The 25,406-nt window shown below is 67.5% G+C and carries 21 protein-coding genes and 4 pseudogenes; 19 read left to right on the top strand and 6 right to left on the bottom strand.

The genetic code is table 11. The features are described from left to right. Positions 1-58 precede the first annotated feature (58 nt). Positions 59-1,324: an AI-2E family transporter gene (locus OR16_RS35875; protein WP_237717354.1), complete on the top strand. Its 1,266-nt coding sequence runs from the start codon at positions 59-61 to the stop codon at positions 1,322-1,324. On the opposite strand, the gene OR16_RS35870 is transcribed toward OR16_RS35875, so the two are convergent. Together OR16_RS35870 and OR16_RS35865 are read right to left on the bottom strand one after the other, a co-directional pair. Beyond that, a complete protein-coding gene (locus OR16_RS35870; protein WP_006163893.1) occupies positions 1,243-1,647 on the bottom strand; it encodes a 2-hydroxychromene-2-carboxylate isomerase in 405 nt (134 codons plus the stop codon). The genes OR16_RS35875 and OR16_RS35870 overlap by 82 nt on opposite strands. Positions 1,648-1,737: 90 nt before the next feature. Then, positions 1,738-2,466, bottom strand: a complete 729-nt coding sequence (locus OR16_RS35865; RefSeq protein WP_006163892.1) for an SDR family oxidoreductase — start codon at positions 2,464-2,466, stop codon at positions 1,738-1,740. 194 nt (positions 2,467-2,660) lie between these two features. On the opposite strand from OR16_RS35865, the gene OR16_RS35860 reads away from it, so the two are divergent. Further along, positions 2,661-3,227: a TetR/AcrR family transcriptional regulator gene (locus OR16_RS35860; protein WP_006163891.1), complete on the top strand. Its 567-nt coding sequence runs from the start codon at positions 2,661-2,663 to the stop codon at positions 3,225-3,227. Positions 3,228-3,312: 85 nt separating this feature from the next. After that, on the top strand, positions 3,313-3,945 hold the full coding sequence (locus OR16_RS35855) for an MlaC/ttg2D family ABC transporter substrate-binding protein (protein WP_006163890.1): 633 nt from the start codon (positions 3,313-3,315) through the stop codon (positions 3,943-3,945). 22 nt (positions 3,946-3,967) lie between these two features. Here OR16_RS35855 and OR16_RS35850 read toward each other — a convergent pair whose 3' ends face one another. Next, complete coding sequence (locus OR16_RS35850) at positions 3,968-4,615, bottom strand: LysE family translocator (protein WP_006163889.1); 648 nt, start codon at positions 4,613-4,615, stop codon at positions 3,968-3,970. Positions 4,616-4,716: 101 nt separating this feature from the next. Between OR16_RS35850 and OR16_RS35845 the strand changes: the two genes are divergently transcribed. Then, a complete protein-coding gene (locus tag OR16_RS35845; protein ID WP_006163888.1) occupies positions 4,717-5,583 on the top strand; it encodes a LysR substrate-binding domain-containing protein in 867 nt (288 codons plus the stop codon). Positions 5,584-5,625: 42 nt separating this feature from the next. Here OR16_RS35845 and OR16_RS35840 read toward each other — a convergent pair whose 3' ends face one another. Then, positions 5,626-6,018 carry a hypothetical protein gene (locus OR16_RS35840; protein ID WP_006163887.1) on the bottom strand — a complete coding sequence of 131 codons (393 nt, stop codon included), beginning with the start codon at positions 6,016-6,018 and terminating at the stop codon, positions 5,626-5,628. A 396-nt stretch (positions 6,019-6,414) separates the two neighbouring features. Between OR16_RS35840 and OR16_RS35835 the strand changes: the two genes are divergently transcribed. Further along, entirely contained in the window at positions 6,415-7,005 is a 591-nt protein-coding gene (locus OR16_RS35835) for a hypothetical protein (protein ID WP_237717353.1), read from the top strand. Between the two features lie 83 nt (positions 7,006-7,088). Here OR16_RS35835 and OR16_RS35830 read toward each other — a convergent pair. Both OR16_RS35830 and OR16_RS35825 read right to left on the bottom strand, forming a co-directional pair. Next, positions 7,089-9,358, bottom strand: a pseudogene (locus OR16_RS35830) (carbohydrate-binding family V/XII). Positions 9,359-9,434: 76 nt separating this feature from the next. Further along, a complete protein-coding gene (locus OR16_RS35825) occupies positions 9,435-10,619 on the bottom strand; it encodes a BamA/TamA family outer membrane protein (protein ID WP_141639962.1) in 1,185 nt (394 codons plus the stop codon). Between the two features lie 295 nt (positions 10,620-10,914). Between OR16_RS35825 and OR16_RS35820 the strand changes: the two genes are divergently transcribed. The 14 genes and pseudogenes from OR16_RS35820 to OR16_RS48580 all read left to right on the top strand — a co-directional run. After that, positions 10,915-11,646: a hypothetical protein gene (locus tag OR16_RS35820; RefSeq protein WP_237717352.1), complete on the top strand. Its 732-nt coding sequence runs from the start codon at positions 10,915-10,917 to the stop codon at positions 11,644-11,646. Positions 11,647-11,920: 274 nt separating this feature from the next. Continuing rightward, positions 11,921-12,825 (top strand): annotated as a pseudogene (locus OR16_RS35815) (formylglycine-generating enzyme family protein); the annotation flags it as partial. Positions 12,826-13,048: 223 nt separating this feature from the next. Next, positions 13,049-15,421, top strand: coding sequence for a hypothetical protein (locus OR16_RS35810; RefSeq protein WP_006163881.1), 2,373 nt, complete (start codon positions 13,049-13,051; stop codon positions 15,419-15,421). Positions 15,422-15,505: 84 nt separating this feature from the next. Further along, positions 15,506-16,963: pseudogene (locus OR16_RS35805) on the top strand (sulfatase-like hydrolase/transferase). Positions 16,964-17,072: 109 nt separating this feature from the next. After that, positions 17,073-17,774, top strand: coding sequence for an AAA family ATPase (locus OR16_RS35800; protein ID WP_006163880.1), 702 nt, complete (start codon positions 17,073-17,075; stop codon positions 17,772-17,774). A 29-nt stretch (positions 17,775-17,803) separates the two neighbouring features. Next, the gene (locus tag OR16_RS35795; RefSeq protein ID WP_006163879.1) at positions 17,804-18,787 is read left to right on the top strand and encodes a DUF58 domain-containing protein; all 984 of its coding nucleotides are present in this window, start codon (positions 17,804-17,806) and stop codon (positions 18,785-18,787) included. 19 nt (positions 18,788-18,806) lie between these two features. Further along, complete coding sequence (locus OR16_RS35790) at positions 18,807-19,361, top strand: DUF4381 domain-containing protein (protein WP_006163878.1); 555 nt, start codon at positions 18,807-18,809, stop codon at positions 19,359-19,361. Then, positions 19,348-20,163 (top strand): annotated as a pseudogene (locus tag OR16_RS47960) (vWA domain-containing protein); the annotation flags it as partial. The gene OR16_RS35790 and the pseudogene OR16_RS47960, both read left to right, overlap by 14 nt. Positions 20,164-20,368: 205 nt before the next feature. Then, a complete protein-coding gene (locus tag OR16_RS42210; protein WP_158001407.1) occupies positions 20,369-21,820 on the top strand; it encodes a VWA domain-containing protein in 1,452 nt (483 codons plus the stop codon). After that, positions 21,817-22,071 carry a hypothetical protein gene (locus OR16_RS43240; RefSeq protein ID WP_006163875.1) on the top strand — a complete coding sequence of 85 codons (255 nt, stop codon included), beginning with the start codon at positions 21,817-21,819 and terminating at the stop codon, positions 22,069-22,071. Before OR16_RS42210 ends, OR16_RS43240 begins: the two co-directional genes overlap by 4 nt. A gap of 17 nt (positions 22,072-22,088) precedes the next feature. Beyond that, positions 22,089-23,162 carry a BatD family protein gene (locus tag OR16_RS35770; RefSeq protein WP_006163874.1) on the top strand — a complete coding sequence of 358 codons (1,074 nt, stop codon included), beginning with the start codon at positions 22,089-22,091 and terminating at the stop codon, positions 23,160-23,162. Positions 23,163-23,291: 129 nt separating this feature from the next. Further along, complete coding sequence (locus OR16_RS35765; protein ID WP_237717351.1) at positions 23,292-24,086, top strand: MipA/OmpV family protein; 795 nt, start codon at positions 23,292-23,294, stop codon at positions 24,084-24,086. 64 nt (positions 24,087-24,150) lie between these two features. Beyond that, positions 24,151-24,729, top strand: coding sequence for a DUF2252 family protein (locus tag OR16_RS48585; RefSeq protein ID WP_423739708.1), 579 nt, complete (start codon positions 24,151-24,153; stop codon positions 24,727-24,729). Beyond that, positions 24,662-25,406, top strand: a 745-nt coding sequence (locus tag OR16_RS48580) for a DUF2252 family protein (protein ID WP_423739707.1), incomplete at its 3' end; no start/stop codon positions are given. The genes OR16_RS48585 and OR16_RS48580, both read left to right, overlap by 68 nt.

Genomic DNA, 25,406 nt, shown 5'->3' with positions numbered 1-25,406 from the left:
GCCGGCCCCGTGGCGGCCAGCCCGTCGTCTGTCCCAGCCGATGCCGATGGCGATGCGGATGCCTTCTCCGGCGCCGGCGCCGGCGCCGGTCGCGGTGCTCGCTTCGCTCTACACGCTGCATCTGGCCAGCGCCTTCGTGATCCCCGTGGTGTTGGCGGTGGTCGTCGCCTATGTGCTCGATCCGCTGGTCACCATACTGTGCGGCCGCCGCATCCCGCGCGTGGTCGGCGCCTCGTTGGTGTTGCTGGCGCTGGTGGCCGGCGTGGTCTGCTGCGCGTACCTGCTGCAAGGTCAAGTAGCCGGCCTGGTCGACCGTCTGCCGGACGTGGCCACCAAGTTGTCGCGCTCAGTGGGTGCCTTGCTCAGCGGCGACGATTCGATGGTGCAGAAGATCCGGCGGGCGGCCACCGTGCTGGGTGGCACCGGGCAAGGCCCGCCCCTGCGTGGCTCCCGGATTGTCGTGGAGCGCGCCGGGGATTCACTCAACAATATCCTGCTGGCAGGTTCCGTCGGCATCTTTGCCGTCGCCGGCCAGGCTGCGGTGGTCTTGTTCCTCGCCTTCTTCATGCTGGTGTCCGGCGACATGTTCAAGCGCAAGTTCATCAAGATGGCGGGTACCACGCTGTCGCAAAAGAAGATCAGCGTGCACATGCTCGACGAGATCAACCGGCAGATCCAGCGCTACATGGTGATGCTGCTGGTCACCAACGCCATGATTGGCGCGCTGACCTGGCTCTTGCTGAAATGGCTGCAAGTGGACAACGCCGGCACCTGGGCGCTGGCCGCTGCCGCCTTGCACCTGGTGCCTTACTTCGGCGCGGTCCTGATCGCGGTGTGCATCGGGCTGGCCGCCTTCATGCAGTCGGGCGACTTCGGCTTGGCGGCGATGGCGGCGGGCGGCTCGCTGATGGTCGCCACGCTGATCGGCGCGCTGGTGACCACCTGGATGACGGGGCGCATGGCCAAGATGAACGCTGTCGCCGTGTTCGTCGTGCTGCTGTTGTTCACCTGGCTATGGGTGTGGAGGGGATGGCTGTGGTGGCGGAGTTCCTGGGGGAGTGAGCGCGGCTCAGTCCGCGGCCACGTAGCGCGCCACGCGCGCAGCCGCATCCGGCGGCAACGCGTCCCGTGGGCAAGCCTTCAAATGCGCGGTCTCGCTTGCATGCATAGTCCATTGCGCGTCTTGCTCTGCGAAGCGCAGCGTGCCTTCGGCAAACACGCGTTCCTGGCATTTTTCCTGGCTCATCGAGACAAAGCGCAGCGGGCGGGGTCGTTCAGGTTGCGCTGCTGCTCCCACATGGCGGCGAATATCGCCTCCACATAGCGGTGGAACGCGGCCTCGTCCTGCAGCTGGAAGCCGACCGCGGCACGCATCAGCGCCAGCGTGTTGACCGGGAAATGCGGATTCTGCTGCAGGCTCGCCCCGTAGCGCCGTGACCAGCGCGCGGTGTCGGTCTTTGACCAGCGGCCCTTGGCGGGGATCTCCGCGGGGCTGTGGTTGCCGGTGGCCTTGAACACGCCGCCCAACAGGATGGGCCGCCAGACGATCTGCGCGCCGGTGCGCTGCGCCACGCGCGGCAATTCCTTGTAGGCCAGGTAGGAATAGGGGCTGCCGAAGTCAAAATAGAACTCTACTTGCCTGCTCATGCCGTTGTCTCCGCTTGGTATCGTGATCCGGTATCTTGGTGCGTTATTGATACGTTCTTGATGCTGCTTTTCGTTCATTGCCCCGCGCGCTTACCAAGGCTCGATCCACGGACGGATATCCAGCTCGTGCGTCCATGCGTCGCGTGGCTGCTGGTGCAGCATCCAGTAGGTGTCGGCGATGTGCTCCGGATTGACGATGCCGTCGTCCTGCTTGGTGGCGTAGCGGTCGGGGAAGGTCGTGCGGATAAAGTCAGTGTCGATGGCGGCGTCCACCACCAGGTGCGCCACGTGGATATTCTTCGGGCCCAACTCGCGCGCCATGCTTTGGGCCAGCGCGCGCAAGGCATGCTTGGCCCCCGCGAAGGCGCTCATGCCATCGCGCCCGCGCAGGCTGGCGGTAGCACCGGTGAAGAAGATCGAGCCGTGCCCGCGCGGCAGCATCACGCGCGCAGCCTCGCGCCCCATCAGGAAGCCGCCGAAGCAGGCCATCTCCCAAACCTTGAAATACACGCGGGATGTGGTCTCCAGCACGGAAAACCGCACATTGGCGCCGATATTGAAGATCGCCACCTCCAGCGGCGCGATCTCGCGCTCGATGCGCTCGATCAACGCCACCGTCTCGTCCTCCTTGCGGGCATCGCAGGCAAAGCCGTAGGCCTCGCCGCCCTCGGCGCGGATCTGCTCGACCAGCGGCGTGAGCTTGTCGGCACTGCGGCGCGTCACGCAGGCGATATAGCCCTCGCGGGCAAAACGGCGCGCAATGGCGCCGCCAGTGGCGTCGCCGGCACCCACCACGAGGATGGCTTTCTTGTTGGACATGGCTTGTCTCCAGTCTTGGAATGTTCCGCCGGGCAGGGCGCCAGACGGGTTTTCTGCGTTCCTGGCCACCGATGGCCGCTTCCCCTGGGAGCGGATCCGGCGTAAGCTGAACGATCGTTTAATAAACGAACGTTATGGTATGAATGCGGGTCGCGTCAAGCGGCATCTGCCCCAGGACAATCTCAGGAAATGCAATGCGTTATTCCGCAACTCACAAAGCTGCCACCCGCGAGCGAGTGCTGGAGGCCAGCGGCGCGCTGGTCAAGCGCGAAGGCTTTGCGTCGACCGGCGTTGACCAGTTGATGGGCGCCGCCGGCCTGACCGGCGGGGCGTTCTACAGCCATTTCGATTCCAAGCAGGCATTGCTGCGCGAGGTGGTCGAGCGCGAACTGCAGCGCAGCCGGGAGTTGTTGCTGCCCGAGGGGGAGGGCGACGACGGGGCCTGGCTGGCAAGGATGCTGGATTGCTACCTCACCATGGGGCATGTGCGGCATCCGGAGACGGGGTGCCCCTTGCCCAGCCTGGGCGCGGAGATCGCCCGGGCCGATGCGGATACGCGCCAGGCCTGCGAGGACGGCATGGTGGCCATGCAGCGGGAGCTGGCGGCCCGGCTGGGGAACGGGGAGGCGGCCTGGGGCTTGATCTCGCAGTGCGTCGGGGCCTTGATGCTGGCGCGCACGGTGGCTAATCAGGATGTGGCCAGGGAGATCCTGGCGGGGGCGAGAGCAATGCTGGAGCGTGCAGGCGCTTTGCGGGTGTAGCGCAATGGCGTTTGCTTTACCATGCCACCGGCATGTTGAAGCACCTTCATGCACCTTCAGGCACCTTCAGACAGGGCTCCCATCGATGCGCAACGTATTCCTGATTCCCGTTTTTTCGGCTTTGCTTTGCCTTGGCAGCGCAGCCCGCGCCCAGGTCGACGACCAGTCGAAGCCGCAGGCACTGATCCAGACCGTGACGCAGCAGTTGCTGCGCGAGGTGCGCACCCGCGCGGTCGCGCCGGGCGATATCCAGCGCATTACGACGATCGTGAACAAGGACATCCTCCCGTATACCGATCTGAACCGCACCACGCAGCTCGCCATGGGCCGCTACTGGCGCACCGCCACGCCGGCGCAGCAGCAGCAAGTGGTCGAGCAGTTCAAGCGGCTGCTCATCCACACCTATGCGGGCGCCATCGCGCAGCTGCGCCCTGACCAGCAGATCGAATATCCGCCGTCGCGCATCGAGCCGGCCGATACCGATGTGGTGGTGCGCACGGTTGCCACCAACATGAAAAGCGGCCAGCCTGTGCAGATCGACTACCGGCTGCACAAGACGCCGGAAGGCTGGCGCGTGTATGACCTGAACGTGCTGGGTGCCTGGCTGGTGCAGACCTACCGGCAGCAGTTCAACGAGAGGATTCAGCAAGGCGGTGTGGAGGGGCTGATCCAGTCGCTGACCGAGCGCAATGAGCGGCTTGCGCCGGGCAAGCAGTAACGCTGTAACCAGGCGGCAAACGTCAGGCAGCGCTGGCCAGGCGCCATGCTTCGACAGTCATGTTTGCGCCTAGCACAAGCAGGACCGCGCCCATGGCCCAGCGCTGGGCCAGCAGGAGTCCCGGGCGGCGGGACAGGAGCGTGGCCATGCTGCCAGAGCAGATTGCCACGGCGCCATTGACGGTGGCGAACGCGATGATCAGCGCGGAGCCGAGCGTGAGCGATTGCTCGAGGACGTTGCCGTTCCGGTAGTTGATGAATTGCGGCAACACTGACAGGAAGGTCATCGCCAGCTTGGGATTCAACAGGCTGGTGGTCGCGCCCATCGCGAACAGCCGCCGGGGGCGTTCGTGCGGCAGCTCGCGGACTTCGAGCGGGGAGCGGCCGCCAGGCTTCACGGCCTGCCACGCCAGATAGAACAGGTAGGCAGCGCCCACGGTGCCCAGGATGCTGCTGGCGTAAGGCACGCTCAGGAAAAATGCCGTGATGCCAAACGCCGCGCCGAACATGTAGAAAAGGTATCCGAGCATGACGCCAGCCAGGGACACGAGCCCGGCCTTGCGTCCTTGCGCAATGGAGCGTGACATCACGTAGACCATGTTCGGGCCCGGCGTCACGGCCAGCATGCCTCCAACCGCCAAAAATCCGTAGATCGATTCCGTACCGTGCATTTTCCGCGTTCCCCAGTGGACATCGACTGCAGTATCCGCCTGGCGAATGGTTCGAGTAAAACGGGTTAAACTGAAGTTTTTGTTCAGATTTTCTGATTAATATGAAAAAGCTCGATCTGGACGTCATTGAGATGGTGGTCGCGGTCGCCGACACCGTCGCGGTCGCCGACACCGGCTCGTTTGCCCGGGGGGCGGAGTCCGTACACCGGTCCGCGTCGGCGGTGAGCATGCAGATCAAGGCGCTTGAGGAGTCCCTTGGGAAACCGCTCTTCGTGCGGACCACGCGGCACGTGACGATTACCGCCGAGGGAAAGACGTTGCTGGACTATGGCCGCCGCATGCTCGCGATGCGGGAGGAGGCGTGGGCATCGATCGTGCGCCCGGAGATGAAGGGCCGCGTCACCATCGGCGTGCCTGACGACTACGCCTCATCGTTGCTGCCGTCGGTGCTGCGGCAGTTCGCGGTGGCTCACCCGCGTGTGGAGATCCGGGTGATCGGCATGCCAAGCAGCGCGCTCGCGCCGTTGCTCAAGGACAATACGCTCGACCTGGCCTGCCTGACGAAAGCCAAGGGCATCACGGGCGAATTCATCCGCTTCGAGCCGATGGTGTGGGTTGGCTCGGCGGTGCGCAAGGTGTGGAACGAGCGCCCGCTGCCGATCGCCGTTTTTGCCCATGGCAGCACGGCGCGCGCCAATGCCATCAGCGCGCTGCAGCGGGAGAACATCAAATATCGCATGTCCTACGAAAGCCCGAGCCTGCTAGGGCTTGTCAGCATGGTCGAAGCGGGGCTCGCGGTGGCCCCGCTGGCCAGATGCAGCGTACCGGGGCATCTTGTGCAGCTGTCGCAGAGCGACGGGTTGCCACCCTTGCCTGAACTCGAAGTCGTCCTTGCCCGCAGTGCGCAGTCCGCGCGCCCGCCCTGCGATTTTCTTGCCGAGCAGATTCTGGTTGAACTGAGAACCTGAGCCGGTTGGACTTGCGGTCCTTGCCTGGCGAGGCATGATGGCTCAATCGTCGGCCACCTTGCGCGAGCGCCAGCGGCCGTCGTTTTGCTTGCAGAACCAGCCGGTCCAGTTGTCTTCCTGGTCCGCCCGCTTGAGCTCCATCTTCAGTTGCCGGCACGCCTGGCCCTTGTCGGTCTTGCTGCGCAGCGGCGTCAACTGGCCTTCGATGGGCTTGCGCTTGCTTTCCGCCGGCGAGGTCCAGGACGCCATGGTGCCGTCGGTACCTTCATTGAGCACCTTGCCCACGCTCTGGACGAGCGAGGCCGATTCCTTCTGGCTCATGGTGCCGATGACGGTGCCGTGGATGAAGGTGTCGAGGTAGGCGAACGCTGGCGCGGCCGGGGCGAGCAGGGCGGCGCAGACTAGCGCGGTACGGAGCAACGGGTGCTGGGTCATGGCAGGGGGGCCTTGGCGGGACGTGGAAACGGCTGGGCGCAAAGCAGTGCCGCGGGCAACGATGTGCCGATAGCGCTGCATGCCGGCCCCCTTCACCGCAAGGGGCTGGCCTGCCACCTTGCCGCTAACTTAATCCACGCCAATGGCAAAAGGCAATACAGAGTTCTTGTGTTGCGAATTAAACGTTGTGGCGAAGGCGCCGCCGCGCCGCGCGGGGCCAGACAGTACCTTGAACAGATTTCACTTTCTCCCTATCCGATATGAAATCTTTCAACAGGCATGCCGCGTGGCATCATTGCGCGCTATGTTCAACCCCGAAGTACCGCTGTGTGCCGCGTGCCCCGGTGGCCTCCTAGTTAATTTCGTATCCACTCTTTTTCACTTGTCAGGACAGCCATGCCAAATCGTCGGTTGATTTCCCGTTCCCTGCACGCGCTGAGCCTTGGCGCGGCCGTGCTTTTCGCACCGCTCGTCCTCGCTGCGCCTCCGGGCGCTGTCGGCGTGGCGGAGGAAGCCGTGATCTCCGGGCGCATCGTTTCGATCGATCCGGAATCGCAGGCGGTGCTGGTGCAAGGCCCGCGCGGCAATGTCGTCGAACTGATCGGAGGCGACGAAGTCAAGAACTTCAAGCAGATCAAGAAGGGCGACATGGTCACGCTGACCCGTGCGGCGGCCGTGGTCACCGCGCTGGAGCCGGTCGATTCCAAGGACACGCCGCTGGCGGAGTCGGTGGAGCGCACCGCACGCGCAGGCGAGGGCGCCAAGCCCGGCTTCGCGCGCGAGATCACCACCACGGTCACGGCGCAGATCACCAAGGTCGATGCGAAGAAACGCACCGTGACCTTCCGTGGCCCGCGTGAGACGCTGCGCACGGTGAAGATCCAGGATCCCAATATCGACCTGAGCAAGATCACGGCGGGCCGCATGGCCAAGCTGGTCTATCGCGAGGTTGTCTCGATCGTGGTGACGTCGCCGCCGAAGGCGTAACACGCGCTGACGTCGCAAAAAACCTCCCGCGGCGCCGTATGGCCGCGGGAGGTTTTTGTTTGCCTTTTGTTTGCCTTCAGGGATTAGCGGTGGAAGCCGTGAAAGCCGCCCATGCGCCGGCCGCCCCCGCCGCCCCCGCCAAAACTGCGGCCACCCGCGGCGCCGCCGCTGCTCCACTGGTGGGACGCCTGCCCGGACCGTTCCTGCCCCAGGCCGCGCGCCTGGCGCTGCTGTTCCAGCCCGCCCGTGACGTCCGAATTGGGCTGCACCGGCTGCCAGCCGCCCTGGGTGTGCTTTTGCCAGCCGCCGTCCTGCGTGTGCTGGTAGACGTTGCCGTCATGTCCGGCATACACGTCGCCGTTGTTCCAGGCCACCGCATTGCCCTTGTCCCGGTTCACCACCACGCCCTTGCCCGCAGCCTCATGCTGGCCGGTTTGCGTGTTGCCGGCCACGCCAAACTCAGCCGCGCCGGCGCGGCCGGTCTGTGCGTTGTAGCCTGCTACCTGGCGTGCGCCAGCGTAGTTGCCGGTGTAGGCGTTGCCGGCAACGCTGCCACGCCCGGCGCCGCTGCGCCCGGTTGACGGATTGGAGAAGGCGCCTTGCCGTCCCGCCGCTGCGTTGCCGCTGTAGGGGTTGAAGGCGGCACCCTGGCTACCCTGGTAGCGTGCGCCGGTAGCCGGGTTGTAGCCGGCGCCTGCGGTGCCGCGCCATTGCGTGCCCGTCCAGGCGTACGCGTAGACTCGGCGGTGCCGAGCGCAAAGCCCGCGCCGTAGCCGTAGGTGGGCGGATAGCCGTAGTAGACCGTGCCGACGTACGCGGGGTAGGCGTAGCCCGTGCCATAGACCACCGTGCCGTCGGGGTTCACCACCACACCCATGTAGCCGGGGGTGTAGCCGACCACCACGGCCTGTGGCGTGACAGAGTAGATGCGCACATAGGTGACGTAATGCAGAGGCGAACTGGCAGGGATGGTGTAGATCACGCCCGGCACCTCGGTGGCGACGCGCCAGGGGCCGGTGGGTGTGGCGGCGGTGAACCACACGCCGTTGGACACCGCGTAGTAGTGCTCGGCGTCGACCTGCAGCACCGGCGTGGCGGCGTTTACGGCATAGCTCAGCGAGGTACCGGCAATGGGCGTGAAGCGCGGCGAGCCGTCGAAGGCGACCGTGATGGTGGCCTTGGCGCGCGACACCGATGCGGTCTGCGGGATGGTGGCCGCGATCTGCGCCTCGCGCGCCTGCGGCGTGCCGGGTACCGACACCAGCACGTTGGCCTTGGGATCTTGCGGCGGGATCTTGGCGAAGTCCGCCGGCAATTCGCTGCCCGGCACGAACTGCCACGGCCCATCGAAGCCCGGTGCGCGGAACCACCGGCCGGAGATCAGCACGTAGTACCGGTTGGAATTGGGATCGACGAACACCGCGCGATCCGTGTTGGTCACCGTCAGCAGGCCGACGCCGGTCACCGGCGCGAGCTTGGGCGTGCCGTCGATGACGATCAGCTCGGTCGGCACGGTGGACACCAGTACCGCCGGCGGGTTGGCGGCGCGCTTGCCGTCGGCAGGCAGCATCGGGTCAGCCTTGACGCCGGCCTGTGCCTTCGTCGCGGCGGCACTCAGCGCCTGCGGCGGGCTGGCCAGCACGGTCCAGGGGCCGGCAAGGCCCGCGGCGCTGTACCAGTAGCCACCGGCCTGCAGGTAGAGCTTGCCGCCGCTGTCGCGCAGCAGCAGCGCCCGGCTGTTGAGCGCATGCTGGTAGCGCGTGCCGCTCACCTGGCGCCAGGCCGGTTCGCCATCGACCAACGCCAGCAAGGTGGGCGTGGAGGCGAACACGATGCGCGGCGCGTCGTTCTTCACCGCCACGCCGGGCGCCTTGGCCTGCGCCTGTGCGACCGCGTAGCTGGCCTGCAGCTCATCGAGCGGCACCGTCATGCCGGCCTTGGGCACGCGGGCCAGCAGGGCCGCGCGCACCGCGTCGGCGGCATCGGGATTAGTGGGTACCTCGACGCTGGTGAACTCGATGTCGCGCAGCTGCACCAGGCTGGACGCCTTGTCGATATCGGCGCGCGCCGCGAAATGCGCTACGCCGTAAGTGGGCGAGCCATCCTTGGCCCCGATGGCTACCGCCGCGCGGCCAGATAGTTTGTCGCCATCCCATTGCTCGACCTGCGGCTGGTAGATCTCGATATGCTGCGTGGCGGCATCGAAATTGCGCGGCCAGGTCAGTGGCGCGACGGACTTGGGCGGGTTGGCCGCCTGCGCCTGGGGCAAGCCCAGCGCGAGGCAGCAGGCAACCAGCAGGATGCGCAGGCGTGGCGCCGGCTTGTGTGCGCGGCGGGGGATCGACTCGGACATAAGGCGGCTCCTTGTTGTTGGAAGCGGGTAGCCGGCTAGCCGGGTGGCCGGCGGCTGTGACGGTGGCGCGGCAGGCTTAGTGCCAGGCGCTGCCCACCTGCACGTAGAACGCGTTTTGATCCTTGCTATGGGCAACGTCGATACCGATCGATACGCCCAGCTTGCGCGCGATCAGGTAGCGAAAACCTGCGCCCACGCTGTATACGGTGGCCGCATCGGAGAAGCTGTGCCAGTTGCCGTAGGCCTTGCCGGCTCCGGTGAAGCCCAGCAGCGACCAGCGCGGCGTCATTTCCCAGCGCAGCTCCATTTCGGTGGCGAGCGCGTTGCGGTCCTGGTACCGGCCCTTGGACACGCCGCGCAGATCGACGAAGGGCTGGGCGTAGAACGGGATATCGCCGGTCGAGAAGCGCCCGTCGGCACGCAGCCCGAGGATCCATGTGCGGGCCAGCGGCAGCCAGGTAAAGCCGCGCGCGTTGTACATATTGAAGGCCTGCGTGCTGCCAAATCCGCCACGCGCGAATTGCGCCTCCAGCTCGGCGTAGCTGCCGCGGCTGGGATAGAAGATGTTGTCGCGCGAGTCGTAGTCGATCACCAGGCCGCCTTTGCCGATGCGCTGGTCGCGCTCGAAGCCGCCCAGTTCGGCGGCCGCCGGGCCCTTGAAGCTCGCCTTGGAATCGAACAGCACATAGCGCGGCCCCACGTACCAGTGGGTGTCGCCCAGGCGCACCATGAACTGCTGCACCAGCATCAGTCCCTCCAGCTCATAGGCGCGCGCCTGGTTCAGCAAGCCGTAGTATTTGAGCTGCGCGTCGACCTTGGCGATGGCGCCCAGGTAGCGGTAGCGGTCGCCGTCCCAGGTATGGAAGTGGGCCGCGCCCGCGCCCCAGGTGCCGTTGCCGGTGTAGGCGCCGCCCACTGCCGTGATGTTTGGCGGAGCGGGGCCTTTGCCGGTGGACTGCGCCTTTTCAGCGGCATCCTTCATTGATTCGGAGAAGAACACCAGGCCCAGGCCGGCGCCGAAGCCGATGGCAGGCTCGGTGATGATGGTCGGCACCGGCAGCGCGCCCTTGTGGTTCAGCAGGTAGTCGCTCGCGTCGAACTTGCCATCTTGCGCATCGGTGAAGCTGAGGGCTTTTGCCGCCTTCTCTGGCTTCTGGTCGCCGCCCGCCTCGGGTTGCGCACGCGCGGTGGCCGCGGTGAGCGCCAGGAGCGCGCAGGCAAGGATGGCCGGTGCGCAAGGAAAGCAGTTCGGTATTTGCATGGGCAAGCAGTAGGCAAGCAGTAGGCTTTGCGTGGCGGGAGCCGCCACGTCCCGCTACCTTATGCCATCGCCCTGCGGCGCGGACGCCATGCAAAAACTTTCAGATCACTGACGAAAAGGACTGAATATCGAATGCGCGTTGCCTGTGTCAGCATCGCCCCTGAGTGACTGATGCGCCAGCCAGCTCCATCACTGGCGGTGCGCGGCAATTTTCGGGGAGTGCAACGATGAAGACCATTTTGCCGCGGTGCGGTCAGGCTGCCATGCTGGCTTTGATACTTGGCGCGGCGCCGGGGTGCATGCGCAATCCGCCGCGGACGACGCCAACAAGAGTAACAACCCGCTCAACCCGGCACCTTCGCTGAACCTGCAGAACTACTACTCGCCGCGGGTGTACGACACCAACGTGCATACCAACGATTTCCTGCTGCGCGGCACGCTTCCGGTACTGCCCAACAAACTGGTGGGCGTGCCCCAGATCCTGCGCGTCACGGCGCCGATCAGCACGCGCCCCCAGGCCGATGGCAGCTACACCACCGGCCTTGGCGACATCAACGTCTTCGATATCTTCCTGCTCAAGGAGCATGGCACGCAGATCGGCGTGGGGCCGCTTTTGACCATGCCGACGGCGACGTCGCCGGAGCTCGGCACGGGCAAGTGGCAGGCCGGCCTGGCCGCCGTGGTGGTGGATCCCAGCCCGGCGCGGCTGCTTGGCGCGCTGGTGCAATGGCAGCATTCCTTTGCCGGCCAGAGCGCGCGCCCGACCGTGCAGACGCTGACTTTCCAGCCGTTCGGCATCTTCAATTATCCGGGCGGCTGGTATGTGCGCTCCACCGGGGTATGGACATTCAACCTGCAGAACGACGCGTACTACATCCCGGTGGGCCTGGGTTTCGGCAAGGCCTGGAAAGAGGGCAAGACCATCATGAACGCGTTTATCGAGCCGCAGTATTCGGTGGCGCACCACGGACCGGGGCAACCGCAATGGACGGTGTTTGCCGGGCTGAACATGACGTTCGGCAGGTAAGCAAGGACGCGGCGTGGTGATTGACGCAACCGGGGCCACGGCCACCAAATCCCTAATATCCGGCCCCAAAACTTTCAATTCTCATTCTGGCTTGCTCTGTCATGCTAGGAGTACGCGCCGATTTGGGGCGTGGCTTGCCTATTTTCGGAACGCAGAAATGAGTCGTCGTCGAGAGAAGGACAATCAATTCCGCCGCGTGGTGCCGGCCGGGCCTGCACCGGCGGCCAGCCGTACAGCCCCGGTGGCGGCAGCCCCCACGCGCTGGCGCCGCGCGTTGCTGATCGGCTCGGCCGTGCTGGCTTGCGCGGCAGTGGGCGGGGGCGCGGCGTGGTGGCAGGCGCGCGACGCCGCGCACGTACCGGCCAAGGCCGTGTTCGGCGATGGCAAGACTGGCCCGATGGACATGGCTTGGGTGCCGGGCGGCGAATTCCTGATGGGCAGCGTTCCGCGATGGTGGCCGGGGGCATGGTCTTCGTTGGCACCAACCGCCCGGTGCCGCTGCAGGACTACTCGCGCTGGTGGCGCTATGTGCCGGGTGCCGACTGGCGCCATCCAAACGGCCCCGACAGCAACATCACCGGCAAGGACGACCACCCCGTGGTGCAGGTGTCCTATGAGGACGCGCAGGCCTACGCCAAATGGGCCGGCAAGCGCCTGCCGACCGAAGCCGAGTGGGAATTCGCCGCGCGCGGCGGGCTGGAGCAGGCCACTTATGGGTGGGGCGACCAGTTCGCCCCGGACGGCCGGCAGATGGCCAATGTCTGGCAGGGCCAGCAGGTGCAGCCGTTTCCCGTGGTCAGCGCCAAGGCTGGCGGGGCGCTCGGCACCAGCCCGGTGGGCACCTTCCCGGCCAATGGCTACGGCCTGTCGGACATGACCGGCAACGCCTGGCAATGGGTGGCCGACTGGTATCGCGCCGACCAGTTCAAGCGCGAGGCCGTGTCCGCCAAGCTGATCGACAACCCCGCCGACCCCGGCGAATCGTGGGATCCCTCGGAGCCGGGCGTGCCGACGGCCGCGCCGCGCCGCGTCACCCGCGGCGGCTCCTTCCTTTGCAACGAGGACTACTGCCTGAGCTATCGCCCGAGCGCGCGGCGCGGCACGGACCCGTACAACAGCATGTCGCATCTCGGCTTCCGCCTGGTGGAAGACGACGCGCAGTGGCGGCAACAGGGCAAGGACGGCAAGGCAATCAAGCAGGCGACGGCGGCGGGGTGGGGCCCGGCTGACCGGGGTTCGCGTACCGCACGGCAACCACTGGCAATTTCAACCGGCGCTCGCAACGGCGCGGGGATGCGTTCGCCCTGCGTCCAGGGTGGAAGCGAGCAAGCAGTAGCACTGGAGATGCTTCGATGCCTTTGCGTATGACACCAGCAAGGCTGTGCTGTGGGAGCCAGCTGCAATGATCCGAAGCCGCGATACCGCCGCACCCATGCTGACGGTCACGCCGCCCGCATCGCGCCAGGCAGACCCGGCCGACAGGGTGACGCGGCCATTGCTGTTCTACGCCGCGCTGGAGCTGGGCATCGCCGTGCTGGGGCTTGGCGCCACGCTCGGGCTGGCACAGGCGGCGCCGTGGTTTGTCGCGATCGAGAGCCGCGCCGGGCTGCTGGCCTGGTGCCTGCCATTCGCGCTGATCGGCTTGCCGGCGTTGCTGATGGGCGGCACGCTGCCGGCGCTGATGGCGGCGTGCGCGCCGCCGGCCGGCAAGGTGGCGCGCACGGGCGGTGGGCTCTACGCCGCCAATACGCTAGGCGCCATGGCAGGTGCGTTGCTGACTACCTTCATGCTGGTGCCGTCGTTTGGCGTGCGCGGCGCGGCCATGGCCGCCGCGCTGGTCAACCTGGCGCTCGCGGCAGCGGCGCTGGGGCTGGGCCGCGCCAGCGCGCCTCGGGCCATCGCTGCCGCCACGGCGGCGCCCGCCGTCCTCGTTGCCGCGCCGCAGCCGCGGGCCAGGTTGGCGGTGGCGCTATACGCAGTCGCCGGCGGCATTGCGCTCGGCTACGAAGTCGTCTGGTCGCAGGCCATCGTGCAGTTCATGAGCACGCGCAGCTTTGCCTTCACCATCGTGCTGGCCACCTACCTTGGCGGTCTGGTGGTAGGCAGTGCCATTTACGCCCGCTTTGCCGATCGCGTGCGCGATCCGTGGGGCGTGTTTGGCGTGCTGGTGGGGCTGGCGGGCCTGGTCGCGCTGCTGCAGGTGGCAGGGCTTGGAACCTGGCTGGTCCAGTGGCAGGTGCGCCTCGCTGGCATGGTCATGGCTGTCACCGGCAGCGAGCTGGCGGCAATGTGCGCGCGCTTTGCGGTGGCGGGGCTGTGCGTGGTGTTTGCGCCCACGGTGCTGCTGGGCGCCGCGTTTCCCGCGGCATTGCGCCTGTGCGCCGAGCCCGGCCATATCGGGCGCGACGTGGGCGTTGTGCTGGCGCTCAATACCGTGGGTGGCATCGCCGGCACCTTCCTGGCCGGCTTCGTGCTGGTGCCGATGCTGGGCCTGGTTCATACCCTTGGGATACTCGCCGCTGCCGCGGCGACGGTGGGTACGGTGGCGGTACTGCGCGGCCCCGGCGCGCGGCCCGCCATGCGCGTGGCGGCCCTGGGCATCGGCGTATGCGTGGCAGTGGCCGGGGTGCAGACGCCGCCCGATCGCCTGGCGCGGCTGCTTGCCGAGGCCAAGGACGGCACCTTGGTTTCCTACGAGGAAAGCCCTGGCGGGACGGTCGCCGTGATCGAGCAGGGCAGGCCGGGCGCCAGCTTCCGCCGCTTGTATATCTCGGGCGTCTCCAACTCGGGAGACGCCATTGGCTCGTTGCGCTACATGCGGCTGCAAGCCTTGCTGCCGCTGCTGGTCCACACGCAGGAGCCGCGCTCGGCCCTGGTGGTCGCGCTCGGCACCGGCATTACCGCCGGCGCGCTGACGCAGTACCCGGGCCTGGAGCGCCGCGTCACGGCCGAGCTGCTGCCGGCGGTGGTGCGCGCGGTGCCGCAGTTCCGGGGCAACTACGACGTCAGCCGCAATCCTCGTTCTGATATCCGCGTGCGCGACGGCCGCCAAGAACTGCTGCGCAGCACCGAGCGCTACGACCTGATCACCCTGGAGCCGCCGCCGCCATCGGCTGCCGGCGTGGTGAACCTGTACTCGCGCGATTTTTATGCGCTGGCGCGCAGCCGCCTGCAACAGGGCGGGCTGTTCGCCCAGTGGCTGCCGCTCGCCACGCAGAACGATGAGGACTCCCGCGCGCTGGTGCGCAGCTTTCTCGACGTCTTCCCGCATGTCTCGCTGTGGACCACCGAGGTGCACGAGATGCTGCTGGTGGGCTCGGACGCCCCGCTGGACCTGGACGCCGAGCGCATCCAGGCGCGCTTCGCCCAGCCATCGGTGGCCGGCGCGCTGCGCGAGGTCGGCATTCATTCGCCTGCCGCGCTGCTCGCCACCTGGGTGACGGGGCGTGAAGGGCTGGAACGCTACGCCGCCGGCGCGCCGGCCGTGACGGATGACCGGCCGCTGATCGAGTACGCGGGCTGGGTGCGGCGCGACGAGATCTCGCGCGTGCTCCCGGCCTTGCTGGATCTGTACGCAGCCCCGCCGTTGCGCGGCGCCGATGCGGCCTTCGTGGCGGACATCGCGCAGGAGCGTGACAGGTTGATGCACTTCTACGCGGCCACGCTCGCCGCCTACGCCGGCGACCGCCAGCGCTGGCGCGAGGAGATCGGGCAAGCCGTGCAGGGGGGCGCGCCCAACCAGTACTTCCGCCGCATGCTGGGCATGCGGGACTAGCGCAACACAAGATCCGCGAACACGGATTTGGGAAACCGGGGCCGCCGGCAGCGGTCGGGTAAAAGAGGAGAAGCAGACATGCGAATGAATCGCTCATTAAAGCGAGCGGCGATCGCGCTCGCCGTGGCGGTGCCGATCGCGGCCGCCGGATGGCTGGCCTCCGCGCCAACCACCACCATGGCCGCCGACGCGCCCGCCAGCGCGTCTGGTGGCGGGTCCACCAAGAAGCCGAACATCCTTGTTATCTTCGGTGACGACATCGGGCAGACCAACATCAGCGCCTATAGCCAGGGCGTGGTCGGCTACAAGACGCCGAACATCGACCGCATCGCCAGAGAAGGCATGATGTTCACGGACTACTACGCCGAGAACAGCTGCACGGCAGGCCGCTCCTCCTTCATCACCGGGCAGACGCCGCTGCGCACCGGCCTGAGCAAGGTCGGCGCGCCGGGTGCGCCGGTAGGCCTGCAGAAGGGCGATATCACCATTGCGCAGGCGTTGAAGGCGCAGGGCTACGCCACCGGGCAGTTCGGCAAGAACCACCTTGGCGACAAGAACGAGTACCTGCCGACGGCGCATGGCTTCGATGAGTTCTACGGCAACCTCTACCACCTGAATGCGGAGGAGGAGCCGGAGCGCCCCTACTGGCCAAAGGACAAGAACGATCCGTTCGCGAAGAACTTCTCGCCACGCGGGGTGATCCATTCGTTCGCCGACGGCAAGATCCAGGACACCGGCCCGCTGACGACCAAGCGGATGGAGACCATCGACGACGAAACCACCGCCGCCGCGCAGGAGTTCATCAAGAAGCAGGCTAAGGACAACAAGCCGTTCTTTGTCTGGATGAACACCACCCGCATGCACTTGTTCACCCACGTGCGCGCCTCGATGAAGGGCCGCAGCGGCATGCCTGGCAACGATTAGACGCGGCTACCACGCCATTCCGCAGTGAGAAGGACACGAACTATCAAGCCGGGCGAAGTGTCCAACCAGATGTTCTCCGGGCTGGACTGGTTCCCGACGCTGCTGGCCGCGGTGGGCGACACCACCGTCAAGGATCGCTTGCTCAAAGGCTGGTCGCCAAAGTCCGGACAGAGCTTCAAGGTGCATCTGGATGGCTACAACCAGCTCGACTACCTGACCGGCAAGAGCCCGAAGGGCGCGCGGGACGAGTTCTATTACTTCAGTGACGATGGCGATCTGGTCGCAATGCGCTACAACGACTGGAAGGTCGTGTTCTGCGAGCAGCGCGCTCCGGGCGGCATGCAGGTCTGGGCCAACCCGTTTACCTGCCTGCGGTTCCCCAAGGTCTTCAACTTGCGCATGGACCCCTACGAGCGAGCGGATGTCGTCTCCGACCAGTATTACGACTGGGTCACGAAGAACGCCTACTTGACGGCAATCGCCACGATGAAGGCCACGGTATTCCTGGAGAGCTTCGTCGCGTATCCGCCAAGCCAGAAGCCGGCCAGCTTCAGCGTGGACCAGGTGCGCAAGTCCGTGGATGAGCGCATCGAGAAGCTGAGGCCGCCGAAGAAGTAGCCATCGACGCAGCGCAAGGAAGCAACGAACTGGCCGCCGGCGCCGCCGGCGCGGGCCATTCTCACGACAACCCCTGGCTTGCGGGCCAGGGCATCCAGAGACCCGCATCATGAGTCCACGAGAGGCTATCGCCGCGCTGCAGCAGCATGTGGAGCAGTCGATCAAAGGCCAGGGCAGCGTCATCCGCCAGATCGTCATCGGCCTGCTGGCCAACGGCCACCTGCTGCTGGAAAGCGTGCCGGGGCTGGCCAAGACGCGCATGGTCAAGAGCGTGGCCGCAAGCCTGGACGCGCAGATGCGCCGCATCCAGTTCACCCACCGCTTCCTGCTGAAGGTGCTGATCACCTATCCTGCCGCCGGCGATGAACGCGATGTGCTGCGGCTGGTGCGCGGCGAGGAGACGGGCAGCGCCGCCGCCGCCGCGAGGCCGCAGCAGGAACCGGCCAAGGTGCCGCAGGCCGCGATCTTTGCCGCGCGCGAGGAGATCCACGGGATCCACGTGGCCGACGCGATCGATCGCTACATCATCGACCTGGTCAACGCCAGCCGCACGCCAGCGCGTTACGACGCCGATCTGGCGAAATGGATCGCGCTCGGGGCCAGCCCGCGCGGGGGCATCGCACTGGACCGCGCCGCCCGTGCCAACGCCTGGCTGGAAGGGCGAGATCACGTGACCCCGGACGATGTGCGCGCCATGGCGCTGCCGACCCTGAGGCACCGGCTGATCCTGTCCTACGATGCCAGCGCCGACGGGCTGGACGCCGACGCGGTGGTGAACAAACTGGTCGAAGTCGTGGCCGTGCCGGCATAAAGGGCCGCGCGATGCCGGCGGGAACCGTCTTGGCCAACCCAGCGGCCACGCCTGCGCGCGCGGGCGAGCTGGGCACCGTGTGGGTCGACGTCGCGCACCTGGCGCGGCTGGAGCTGGCCGTGCGCGACCTGGGCTTTACCATGCGCCAGCCGCATGCCAGCGTGCTCTCGGGCAAGCACGGCTCGCGCATCCGCGGGCGTGGCCTGAACTTCGAGGCGCTGCGCGGCTACCAGCAGGGCGACGATATCCGCCATCTGGACTGGAAGGCCTCGCTGCGCACGGGCAAGCCACTGGTGCGCGTCTATACCGAGGAGCGTGACCTGCCGGTGCTGCTGGTGGTGGACCAGCGCATGCCGATGTTCTTCGGCTCGAAGCGGGCGATGAAATCCGTGCTGGCCGCGGAGTTCGCGGCGCTGTGCGCGTGGATGGCGCTGCAGGCGGGCGACCGCGTGGGCGCCGTGGTGTTCAACGACAGCGACGCCACGCTGATCCGCCCGCTGCGCAGCCGTGCCCGCGTGCAGGCCGTGCTGGGCGCCATTGCCGGCATGAACCAGGCGCTGCACGCCGCCAGCGAAGCACAGCCGGTCTACGGCCAGCTGGACCACGCGCTGGAACGCGCCTTGCAACTGGCCGGGCACGATCACCTGGTCTGCGTGGTCAGCGACTTCGCCGGCGCCGGCCAGCGTACCCAGGACCTGCTGCGCCAGCTGTCCAGCCACAACAGCGTGATCGCGGCGATGGTGTTCGATCCGCTGTTCCAGGCGGTGCCGCACCACACGGGGCGCATGGTGGTAACGCAAGGGCAGTTGCAGGTGGAGCTCGACATGGGCGACAGGACCACGCGCGAGCCGATCGAATCCTTTTTCACCGGCCGCCTGCACGATGTCACCGAGCTGCTCAAGCGCAGCGGCGTGCCGATGATGCCGATCGACACGCAAGGCGAGGCCCTGGCCCAGTTGCGGCATTTCCTGGGACGCCTGGCGCCGCGCGGCAAAGCGCCCCGCAGGCATTGACGGACCCGGCGGATACCCCATGGCAGACCTGACCCATTCCTACGCCGCCGATGCCGCGCAGCCGGTTGCCGGCACAGCGGATGCTGCCGGCGCATTGGCTAAACTGCAGGAAATCCCCTTGCCGCCACCCGTGTCCTACCTGCCACAGACCTGGGGCTGGGCCGTCCTGGGCGCCTTGCTGCTGGCGCTGGCCGGCCTGCTGGCCTGGCGTGCCTGGCGGCGCCATCAGGCCAACCGCTACCGGCGCGACGCGCTCGCGGAGCTGGCCCGCATCGAGGCCGGCATCGCGGCGGCGGCCGGCGACGAGAGCCGTCGCGACGCGCTTGCCGCCTTGCCGGCGCTGGTCAAGCGCGTGGTGCTGGCGTGCGCGCCGCGCACGCAGGTGGCCAGCCTGTCCGCACAGGCCTGGCTGGATTACCTCGATGGCACCTGGCGCGCCGGTGGCTTCGCCGAGGGTCCCGGCCGGCTGCTGCCCGAGCTGGCTTACGGCGTGCGCTCGCCACCCGCCGCCGAGGTGACGGCGCTGATCGCGCTGCTGCGCGACTGGATCGGACAGCACCATGCTCACCTTTGACCATCCGTGGGCCGCGCTGGCCTTGCTCCTGCCGATCCTGGCCTGGCTGTTGTTGCCGGCTTACCGGGAAACCATGCCCGCGGTGCGGGTGCCTTTCTTCGAGGAAATGGCCGAACGCTCCGGCCTGCGTCCGTCCGAGGGCGCAGTGGTGATGCGCCGCAATTGGGCGCAGCGCTTGCTGGCGCCGCTGTGCTGGGCGCTGCTGGTGGCGGCGCTGGCCAAGCCGGTATGGGTGGACCCGCCCATCGAGCGCACCGAGCCGGCGCGCGACCTGATGCTGGCCATCGACCTGTCGCAATCGATGGAAGCCAGGGATTTCGCGCAAGCCGACGGCCACCGCGTGGACCGGCTTACCGCGGTCAAGCAGGTGGTCAACACGTTCATCGACCGCCGCAAGGAGGACCGCATCGGCCTGATCGTGTTCGGCGCGGCGGCGTTCCCGCAGGCGCCGCTCACCATGGATCACGGCAGCGTCAAGGCGTTGCTCGCCGAGGTGCAGATCGGCATGGCCGGCCCGCAGACTGCCATTGGCGATGCCATCGGGGTGGGCGTGCGCATGACCGAGAAATCGCCCGCCCAGGAAAAGGTGCTGATCCTCCTGACCGATGGCAACGACACCGCCAGCAAGGTGCCGCCGGAGCAGGCCGCGCAGGTCGCCAAGGACAAGGGGCTGATCATCCATACCATTGGCATCGGCGACCCGAACGCCACCGGGGAGAACAAGGTCGACCTCGGCGCCTTGCAGAAGATCTCCAGCATGACCGGCGGCCGCTCCTTCCGTGGTGACGACCTCGCCGGGCTGGAGGCCATTTATGCAACGCTGGACCGCATCACGCCGGTCAAGGTAAAGCGCCAGTCGCGCCAGCCCAAGCGCGATCTGAGCCGCTGGTGGCGGCCACGCCCGCCGCCGTGCCGGAGCCGGGGCACGCCGGTGGCAAGGCGTGATCGCCCCCCATCTGCTGGAGCGGCTGATCGTGGACGGCGCGCGCCGCTGGCGCCTGCGGCCGGTGCACGGTACCTGCGCCGCGCTGGTCCTGATCGGTCTGGCCGCGGCCGGCCCGGCCTGGGAACGCGAGCCGCCGCCCTTCACCGAGGACAAGGCGCCGCTGGTGATCGCTATCGACCTTTCGCACAGCATGGACGCGGTGGACCTGGCGCCCACCCGGCTGGAGCGCGCCAAGCAAAAGGTGCGGGACCTGATGCAATTGCGCGCTGGCTCGCGCACCGGGCTGGTGGTGTATGCCGGCACCGCCCACATGGTGGTGCCCCCGACCGACGACCCGCAGTTCATGGCGCTGTACCTGGCCGCGCTGGATACCGGCATGATGCCGCGCGCCGGCAAGGACGCCGCCGCAGCGCTGGCGCTCGCCGACAGCCTGCTGGGCCGCGAGTCGGCGGCGGGCACCGTCCTGTTCATCACCGATGGCTTTGACCGCGCGCAAATCCCCGCCTTTGCCGCGCATGCCCGCAACAGCCAGGTACAAGTGCTGGTGCTGGCCGCGGGCACCACCCAGGGCGGGCCGATCCGCACCGCCGATGGCCGCGTGGCCACCGACCAGCAGGGCCGCCCGGTGCAGGGCAAGCTGGACCTGGCGGCGCTGAAGGCGCTCGCGTCCGACGCCGACATCCCGCTGGCCAGCCTGACGCTGGACGACGACGATGTGAGCTGGGTGCAGCGCCGCGCGGTGCGCAACATGGAGGCCGCGCAGGAGAAGAATGTCGAGGTGCGCTGGAAGGAGGCGGGCTACGTCCTCACCATCCCCATCGCGTTGCTGGCCGCCTTCTGGTTCCGGCGTGGCTGGGTGGTGCGCTGGCTGCCGGCGCTGCTGACGGCTTTCCTTGCGCAGGCGCCGCGCCCGGCGGTGGCGGCGCCGGTGGTGCCCACCATGGCGTCGGTCAAGACGGCATTCCTGGATGTCTTTCTCACACCCGACCAGCAGGGCCGCTGGCAGTTCGAGCACGGCGATTTCACCGTTGCCGCCGCGCATTTCGAGAACCCGATGTGGCGCGGCTGGGCCAGCTACCGCGCGGGCGACTACGCGGGCGCGCTGACCGCATTTGCCGGCCTCGCCACGCCGGACGCCTTCTTCATGATGGGCAATTGCCATGCGCAGCTGAAAGACTATCCGCGTGCGCTGTCGGCCTACGACAACGCCCTCAAGGGGCGCCCCCGGTTTGCGCAGGCTAGCGCCAACCGGGCGCTTGTGGCGGCGCTCATCGAACAGGAGAAAAAGAAGAAAAAGGACGACAGCGAGCAAGCGCCGGACATGCCGCCGGACCAGATCCAGTTCGACAAGAAGGACGATGGCGGCAAGAAAGGAAGGGTCGATATGAGCCGTCTGCGGCAACAGAACGCCGAACTATGGATGCGCAACCTGCAAATCTCCCCAGCGGATTTCCTGCGCCAGAAGTTCCAGGTCGAGGCGCGGCAGCCCGCGCCGGGCAAGGTGGCGCCATGAATCGCCTCCTGCTCTATGCCACCATCGCCGCCTTGCTCGGCTTGTTGATGGCGCTGCCGGCGCTAGGCGACGCGCCGGGATCGATGGCGCGCGCGCACCTGGAGCCGGGCGGCGCGGTGGCGCAGGGCCAGCCCGTCAAGCTGGTGGTGGACGCGCTGACCACCAACTGGTTCACCGAGGCGCCGCTCTTTCCGGCGCTGGAACTCCCCGGGCCATCGTCAGCCCGCCGGGGGACGATGCCACCAACCTGAGTGAAGAGATCCAGGGCGTGAAATGGTTCGGCGTATCGCGCACCTACATCGTCACGCCGCAGGCCGGCGGCGCCATCACCATTCCACCGCTGGAACTTACGCTGCAGGTCGGGCAGGTGAGCGGAACGGTGAAGGTGCGCACCCCTGCACTGACACTGACGGTCACAACGGTGCCGCGCCCCGCTGGCGCCGAGAACGCCATCGGCACCACGCGGCTTGACGTGACGCAGTCCATCGACCGCGACCTGCGTTCGCTCAAGGCGGGCGACGCCTTCACGCGGACCATCGAGATCAGCGCCGATGGCGTGCAGGCCATGCTGCTGCCGCCCACCACATTCGCGCCGGTGCCAGGGCTGGCGGTCTACCCCAAGGCGCCGCGCGTGCAGGACATCAGCCAGGAGCGGCAGGGTTTTCTTGGCGGGCGCCGGGTGGACGCCGCCACTTATGTGGTTCAGCGCGCCGGGCGCTACGCGCTGCCGGGGGTGGATGTGCCGTGGTGGGATATCCGTGCCGGCAAGCTGCGCACGGCCACGGCGCCGGCATTGCGGTTTTCCGCCGCCGCCAACCCCGGCTACCAGCCACCGGTTGGCATTCCCGGCGAGCCCCTGGCGGCGGTGCCGGGACACCGCGCGCGCATGGATCCGCGACAACTGGCCTATTGGGCCGCGGCACTGGCGGCGCTGGCCTTGGCGGCATGGCTGGTGCTGCCCCGGCTGATGCGCATGCTTGGCCGCCTGCGGGCCTGGCGCCGGCAGCGGCGGCTCGCTTACGCGGGCTCCGAGGCTGCCGCCTTTGCGCGGCTGCGCCGCGCGCGGCACCTGGACCGTGTGGCACGGCGCGCGCCTGCCATGCTTGAGCGCCCGGCGGCGCTGGGCAACGCCGAACGCGCTGCCGGCAGTGCGGCGTTTGCCAGCGCGGCCGAGCAACTGCTGTCCAGCCGCTATTGCCGGGCAACCAGGCACGACGATGCGCCGCCGGCCGCGCTGGGCCAGGCGCTGGAGGAGGCCCGCGCGGCCCTGGCGCGAGAGCCGGCCAGGTTGGGCCATCGCGCGGTGACGCCATTGCCGCCGCTCAATCCGGGCAGTGGCTAGCGGGCAGCCAATGCTGCATGGCTTGACCCGCCTGAACCCGATCCATCCGGAGCCAACCGAACAATGCACTCGTCGCCGTGGCAAACCTCTTTTTTTGCATCGCGTCAACGGCGCACCGCCGCGCTGCCATTGCCGGTCGCCTTCGCCTTCGCGCTGGCCTTGATGGCCGGCCGCGCCGGCGCCGCGCCGGTGGACTTGCCGAATTCCCTGCCCAACATGGTCGGCGGGGGCATCGGTTCCACCACGCAATACGCCGGCGGCAAGGACCGCATGATCGGCGTGGTGCCCGGCTTGCGCTACGTCACGCCGGGCGGCCATCTGTTCGAGTGGTACGGGCCCTACGCGCAGTACAACCTGGGTGGCGTCACCGGCTTCCAGTGGGGGCCGTCCGTTGCGCTCAGGCTGGGGCGCAAGGACGTGGACGATCCGGTAGTGTCCCAGATCCACGAGATCAAGACCACGGTGGAGGCGGGCGGCTTCATGGGCTACGAGTACCTGAACGAGGGGCGGGTGCCTTACCGCCTGCGCGTCAATGTTGCCGTGGTCACCAATGCGGGCGTGGTCTATACCGGCGCGCGGGCCTCCCTTAACGGCACCGCCTGGGTGCCGCTGCATCCGCGCGTCTATGCCGGCGCGGGACTGGGCGCCAGTTGGGTTAGCCACGGTTTCAACCAGACCTACTACGGGGTCACGCCGGACGATGCCGCCCGCAGCGGGCTGCCCGTCTATTCGCCCGGCGGCGGCCTGCAGCAATTCACCGGCTGGCTGGGGCTGATCTTCCAGATCGACAAGAGCTGGTACGCCGGCGCCATGGTCTACGGCCAGCGGCTGACCGGCAGCGCCGGCGATAGCCCGATCGTGACGCAGCGCGGCACGCGCAACCAGATCACCTATGGTGCGGGCCTCGCCTATGCCTGGAGATAGGCCAGCGTTGTTGTCCGTGCCAGCAAGCACAGTAGAGCACCAAGTCAGTTGCCAAGGAGCGCTTATGGAAACCCCTGCAGAAACCCCCGAAGACATCCTCTCGCGCCGCAAGGCCGGCAAGGTCACCCGCAAGCACGTTCCCCGCCGAGCGCATGCGGCGATCGGCAATGTCGACCGGGATCCCGTCGAGCTGCTCCAGGTCAACAGTGCCGGCCGGGTCGAGCGGCTGGTGCCGCTGCGCTACGGCCGCATGATCGAGTCGCCGTTTACCTTCTACCGCGGCAGTGCCATTGTGCAGGCGCACGACCTGGCCGGCACCCCGAACGCCGGCCTGGCCATCCAGATCTGCGGTGACGCGCACCTGGCCAACTTCGGCGGGTTCGCCAGCCCGGAGCGCTCGCTGCTGTTCGACCTCAACGATTTCGACGAGACCAGCGTTGGCCCGTGGGAATGGGACTTGAAACGGCTTGCCGCTAGCTTCACCGTCGCGGCGCGGCACCTGCGGCATAAGCGCGGCGTGGCCGACGACGTGGTCTATCGCGTGGTGCGCACCTATCAGGAGCGCATGGCCGAGTATGCGCAGATGGGCAGAGTATGCGCAGATGGGCATCCTGGATACCTGGTACGACGCCATCACCTTTGACCGCCTGATCGCCAACGCGGCCTCCCCGCAGATCCGCAAGCGCCTGGAGCGCGGCATGGAGCGCGCTGCCAGCCGCACCAGCGAGGCACTGCTGCCCAAGCTGTCAGCGCAGGTCGGCGAACGCTGGATGATCCGCGACGCACCGCCGGCCGTCTTCCACATCCACGGCGAGAACACGCTGTTTTCGCCCGAGGACAACTGGATGACGATCGGCAGCAGGGAGAAGGCGATCGACAAGGCGTTCAAGGCGTACCTGAACACCCTGGCGCCGGACCGGCGCCAACTGCTGAGCCATTTCACGCGGCACGATATGGCTTTCAAGGTGGTGGGGGTGGGCAGTGTCGGCACCCGTTGCCTGGTCATCCTGATGATCGACAACCACGGCAAGCCGCTCTTCCTGCAAAGCAAGCAGGCCAACCAGTCGGTGATTGCCCGCTACTTCAAGTCCGCTCCGGTGGCGCATGAGGGCCGGCGCGTAGTGGAAGGCCAACGGCTGATGCAGGCCGCCAGCGATGTGTTCCTGGGCTGGAACGACGGCCCCTTCGGCCGCCACTTCTACGTGCGGCAGTTGCGCGACATGAAGCTCTCGCCGGAGATCGAGTTGATGGACGCCGAGTTGCTGGGCGAATATGCGGCACTGTGCGGCTGGATACTGGCGCGCGCCCACGCCAAGGCCA

The sequence above is a fragment of the Cupriavidus basilensis OR16 genome (genome assembly GCF_000243095.1).
Classification (GTDB): Bacteria; Pseudomonadota; Gammaproteobacteria; order Burkholderiales; family Burkholderiaceae; genus Cupriavidus; species Cupriavidus basilensis_D.
Note: the sequence above shows the minus strand (reverse complement) of the source record. Positions and strands in the feature narration are given on the sequence as shown.

What these genes read in the sequence shown, in the direction of transcription:
- OR16_RS35875 (WP_237717354.1), top strand. Translation starts at nt 59, where the DNA reads ATGCCTTCTCCGGCGCCGGCGCCGGCGCCGGTCGCGGTGCTCGCTTCG.
- OR16_RS35870 (WP_006163893.1), bottom strand. Translation starts at nt 1,647, where the DNA reads ATGAGCAGGCAAGTAGAGTTCTATTTTGACTTCGGCAGCCCCTATTCC.
- OR16_RS35865 (WP_006163892.1), bottom strand. Translation starts at nt 2,466, where the DNA reads ATGTCCAACAAGAAAGCCATCCTCGTGGTGGGTGCCGGCGACGCCACT.
- OR16_RS35860 (WP_006163891.1), top strand. Translation starts at nt 2,661, where the DNA reads ATGCGTTATTCCGCAACTCACAAAGCTGCCACCCGCGAGCGAGTGCTG.
- OR16_RS35855 (WP_006163890.1), top strand. Translation starts at nt 3,313, where the DNA reads ATGCGCAACGTATTCCTGATTCCCGTTTTTTCGGCTTTGCTTTGCCTT.
- OR16_RS35850 (WP_006163889.1), bottom strand. Translation starts at nt 4,615, where the DNA reads ATGCACGGTACGGAATCGATCTACGGATTTTTGGCGGTTGGAGGCATG.
- OR16_RS35845 (WP_006163888.1), top strand. Translation starts at nt 4,717, where the DNA reads ATGAAAAAGCTCGATCTGGACGTCATTGAGATGGTGGTCGCGGTCGCC.
- OR16_RS35840 (WP_006163887.1), bottom strand. Translation starts at nt 6,018, where the DNA reads ATGACCCAGCACCCGTTGCTCCGTACCGCGCTAGTCTGCGCCGCCCTG.
- OR16_RS35835 (WP_237717353.1), top strand. Translation starts at nt 6,415, where the DNA reads ATGCCAAATCGTCGGTTGATTTCCCGTTCCCTGCACGCGCTGAGCCTT.
- OR16_RS35825 (WP_141639962.1), bottom strand. Translation starts at nt 10,619, where the DNA reads ATGCAAATACCGAACTGCTTTCCTTGCGCACCGGCCATCCTTGCCTGC.
- OR16_RS35810 (WP_006163881.1), top strand. Translation starts at nt 13,049, where the DNA reads ATGATCCGAAGCCGCGATACCGCCGCACCCATGCTGACGGTCACGCCG.
- OR16_RS35800 (WP_006163880.1), top strand. Translation starts at nt 17,073, where the DNA reads ATGAGTCCACGAGAGGCTATCGCCGCGCTGCAGCAGCATGTGGAGCAG.
- OR16_RS35790 (WP_006163878.1), top strand. Translation starts at nt 18,807, where the DNA reads ATGGCAGACCTGACCCATTCCTACGCCGCCGATGCCGCGCAGCCGGTT.
- OR16_RS43240 (WP_006163875.1), top strand. Translation starts at nt 21,817, where the DNA reads ATGAATCGCCTCCTGCTCTATGCCACCATCGCCGCCTTGCTCGGCTTG.
- OR16_RS48585 (WP_423739708.1), top strand. Translation starts at nt 24,151, where the DNA reads ATGGAAACCCCTGCAGAAACCCCCGAAGACATCCTCTCGCGCCGCAAG.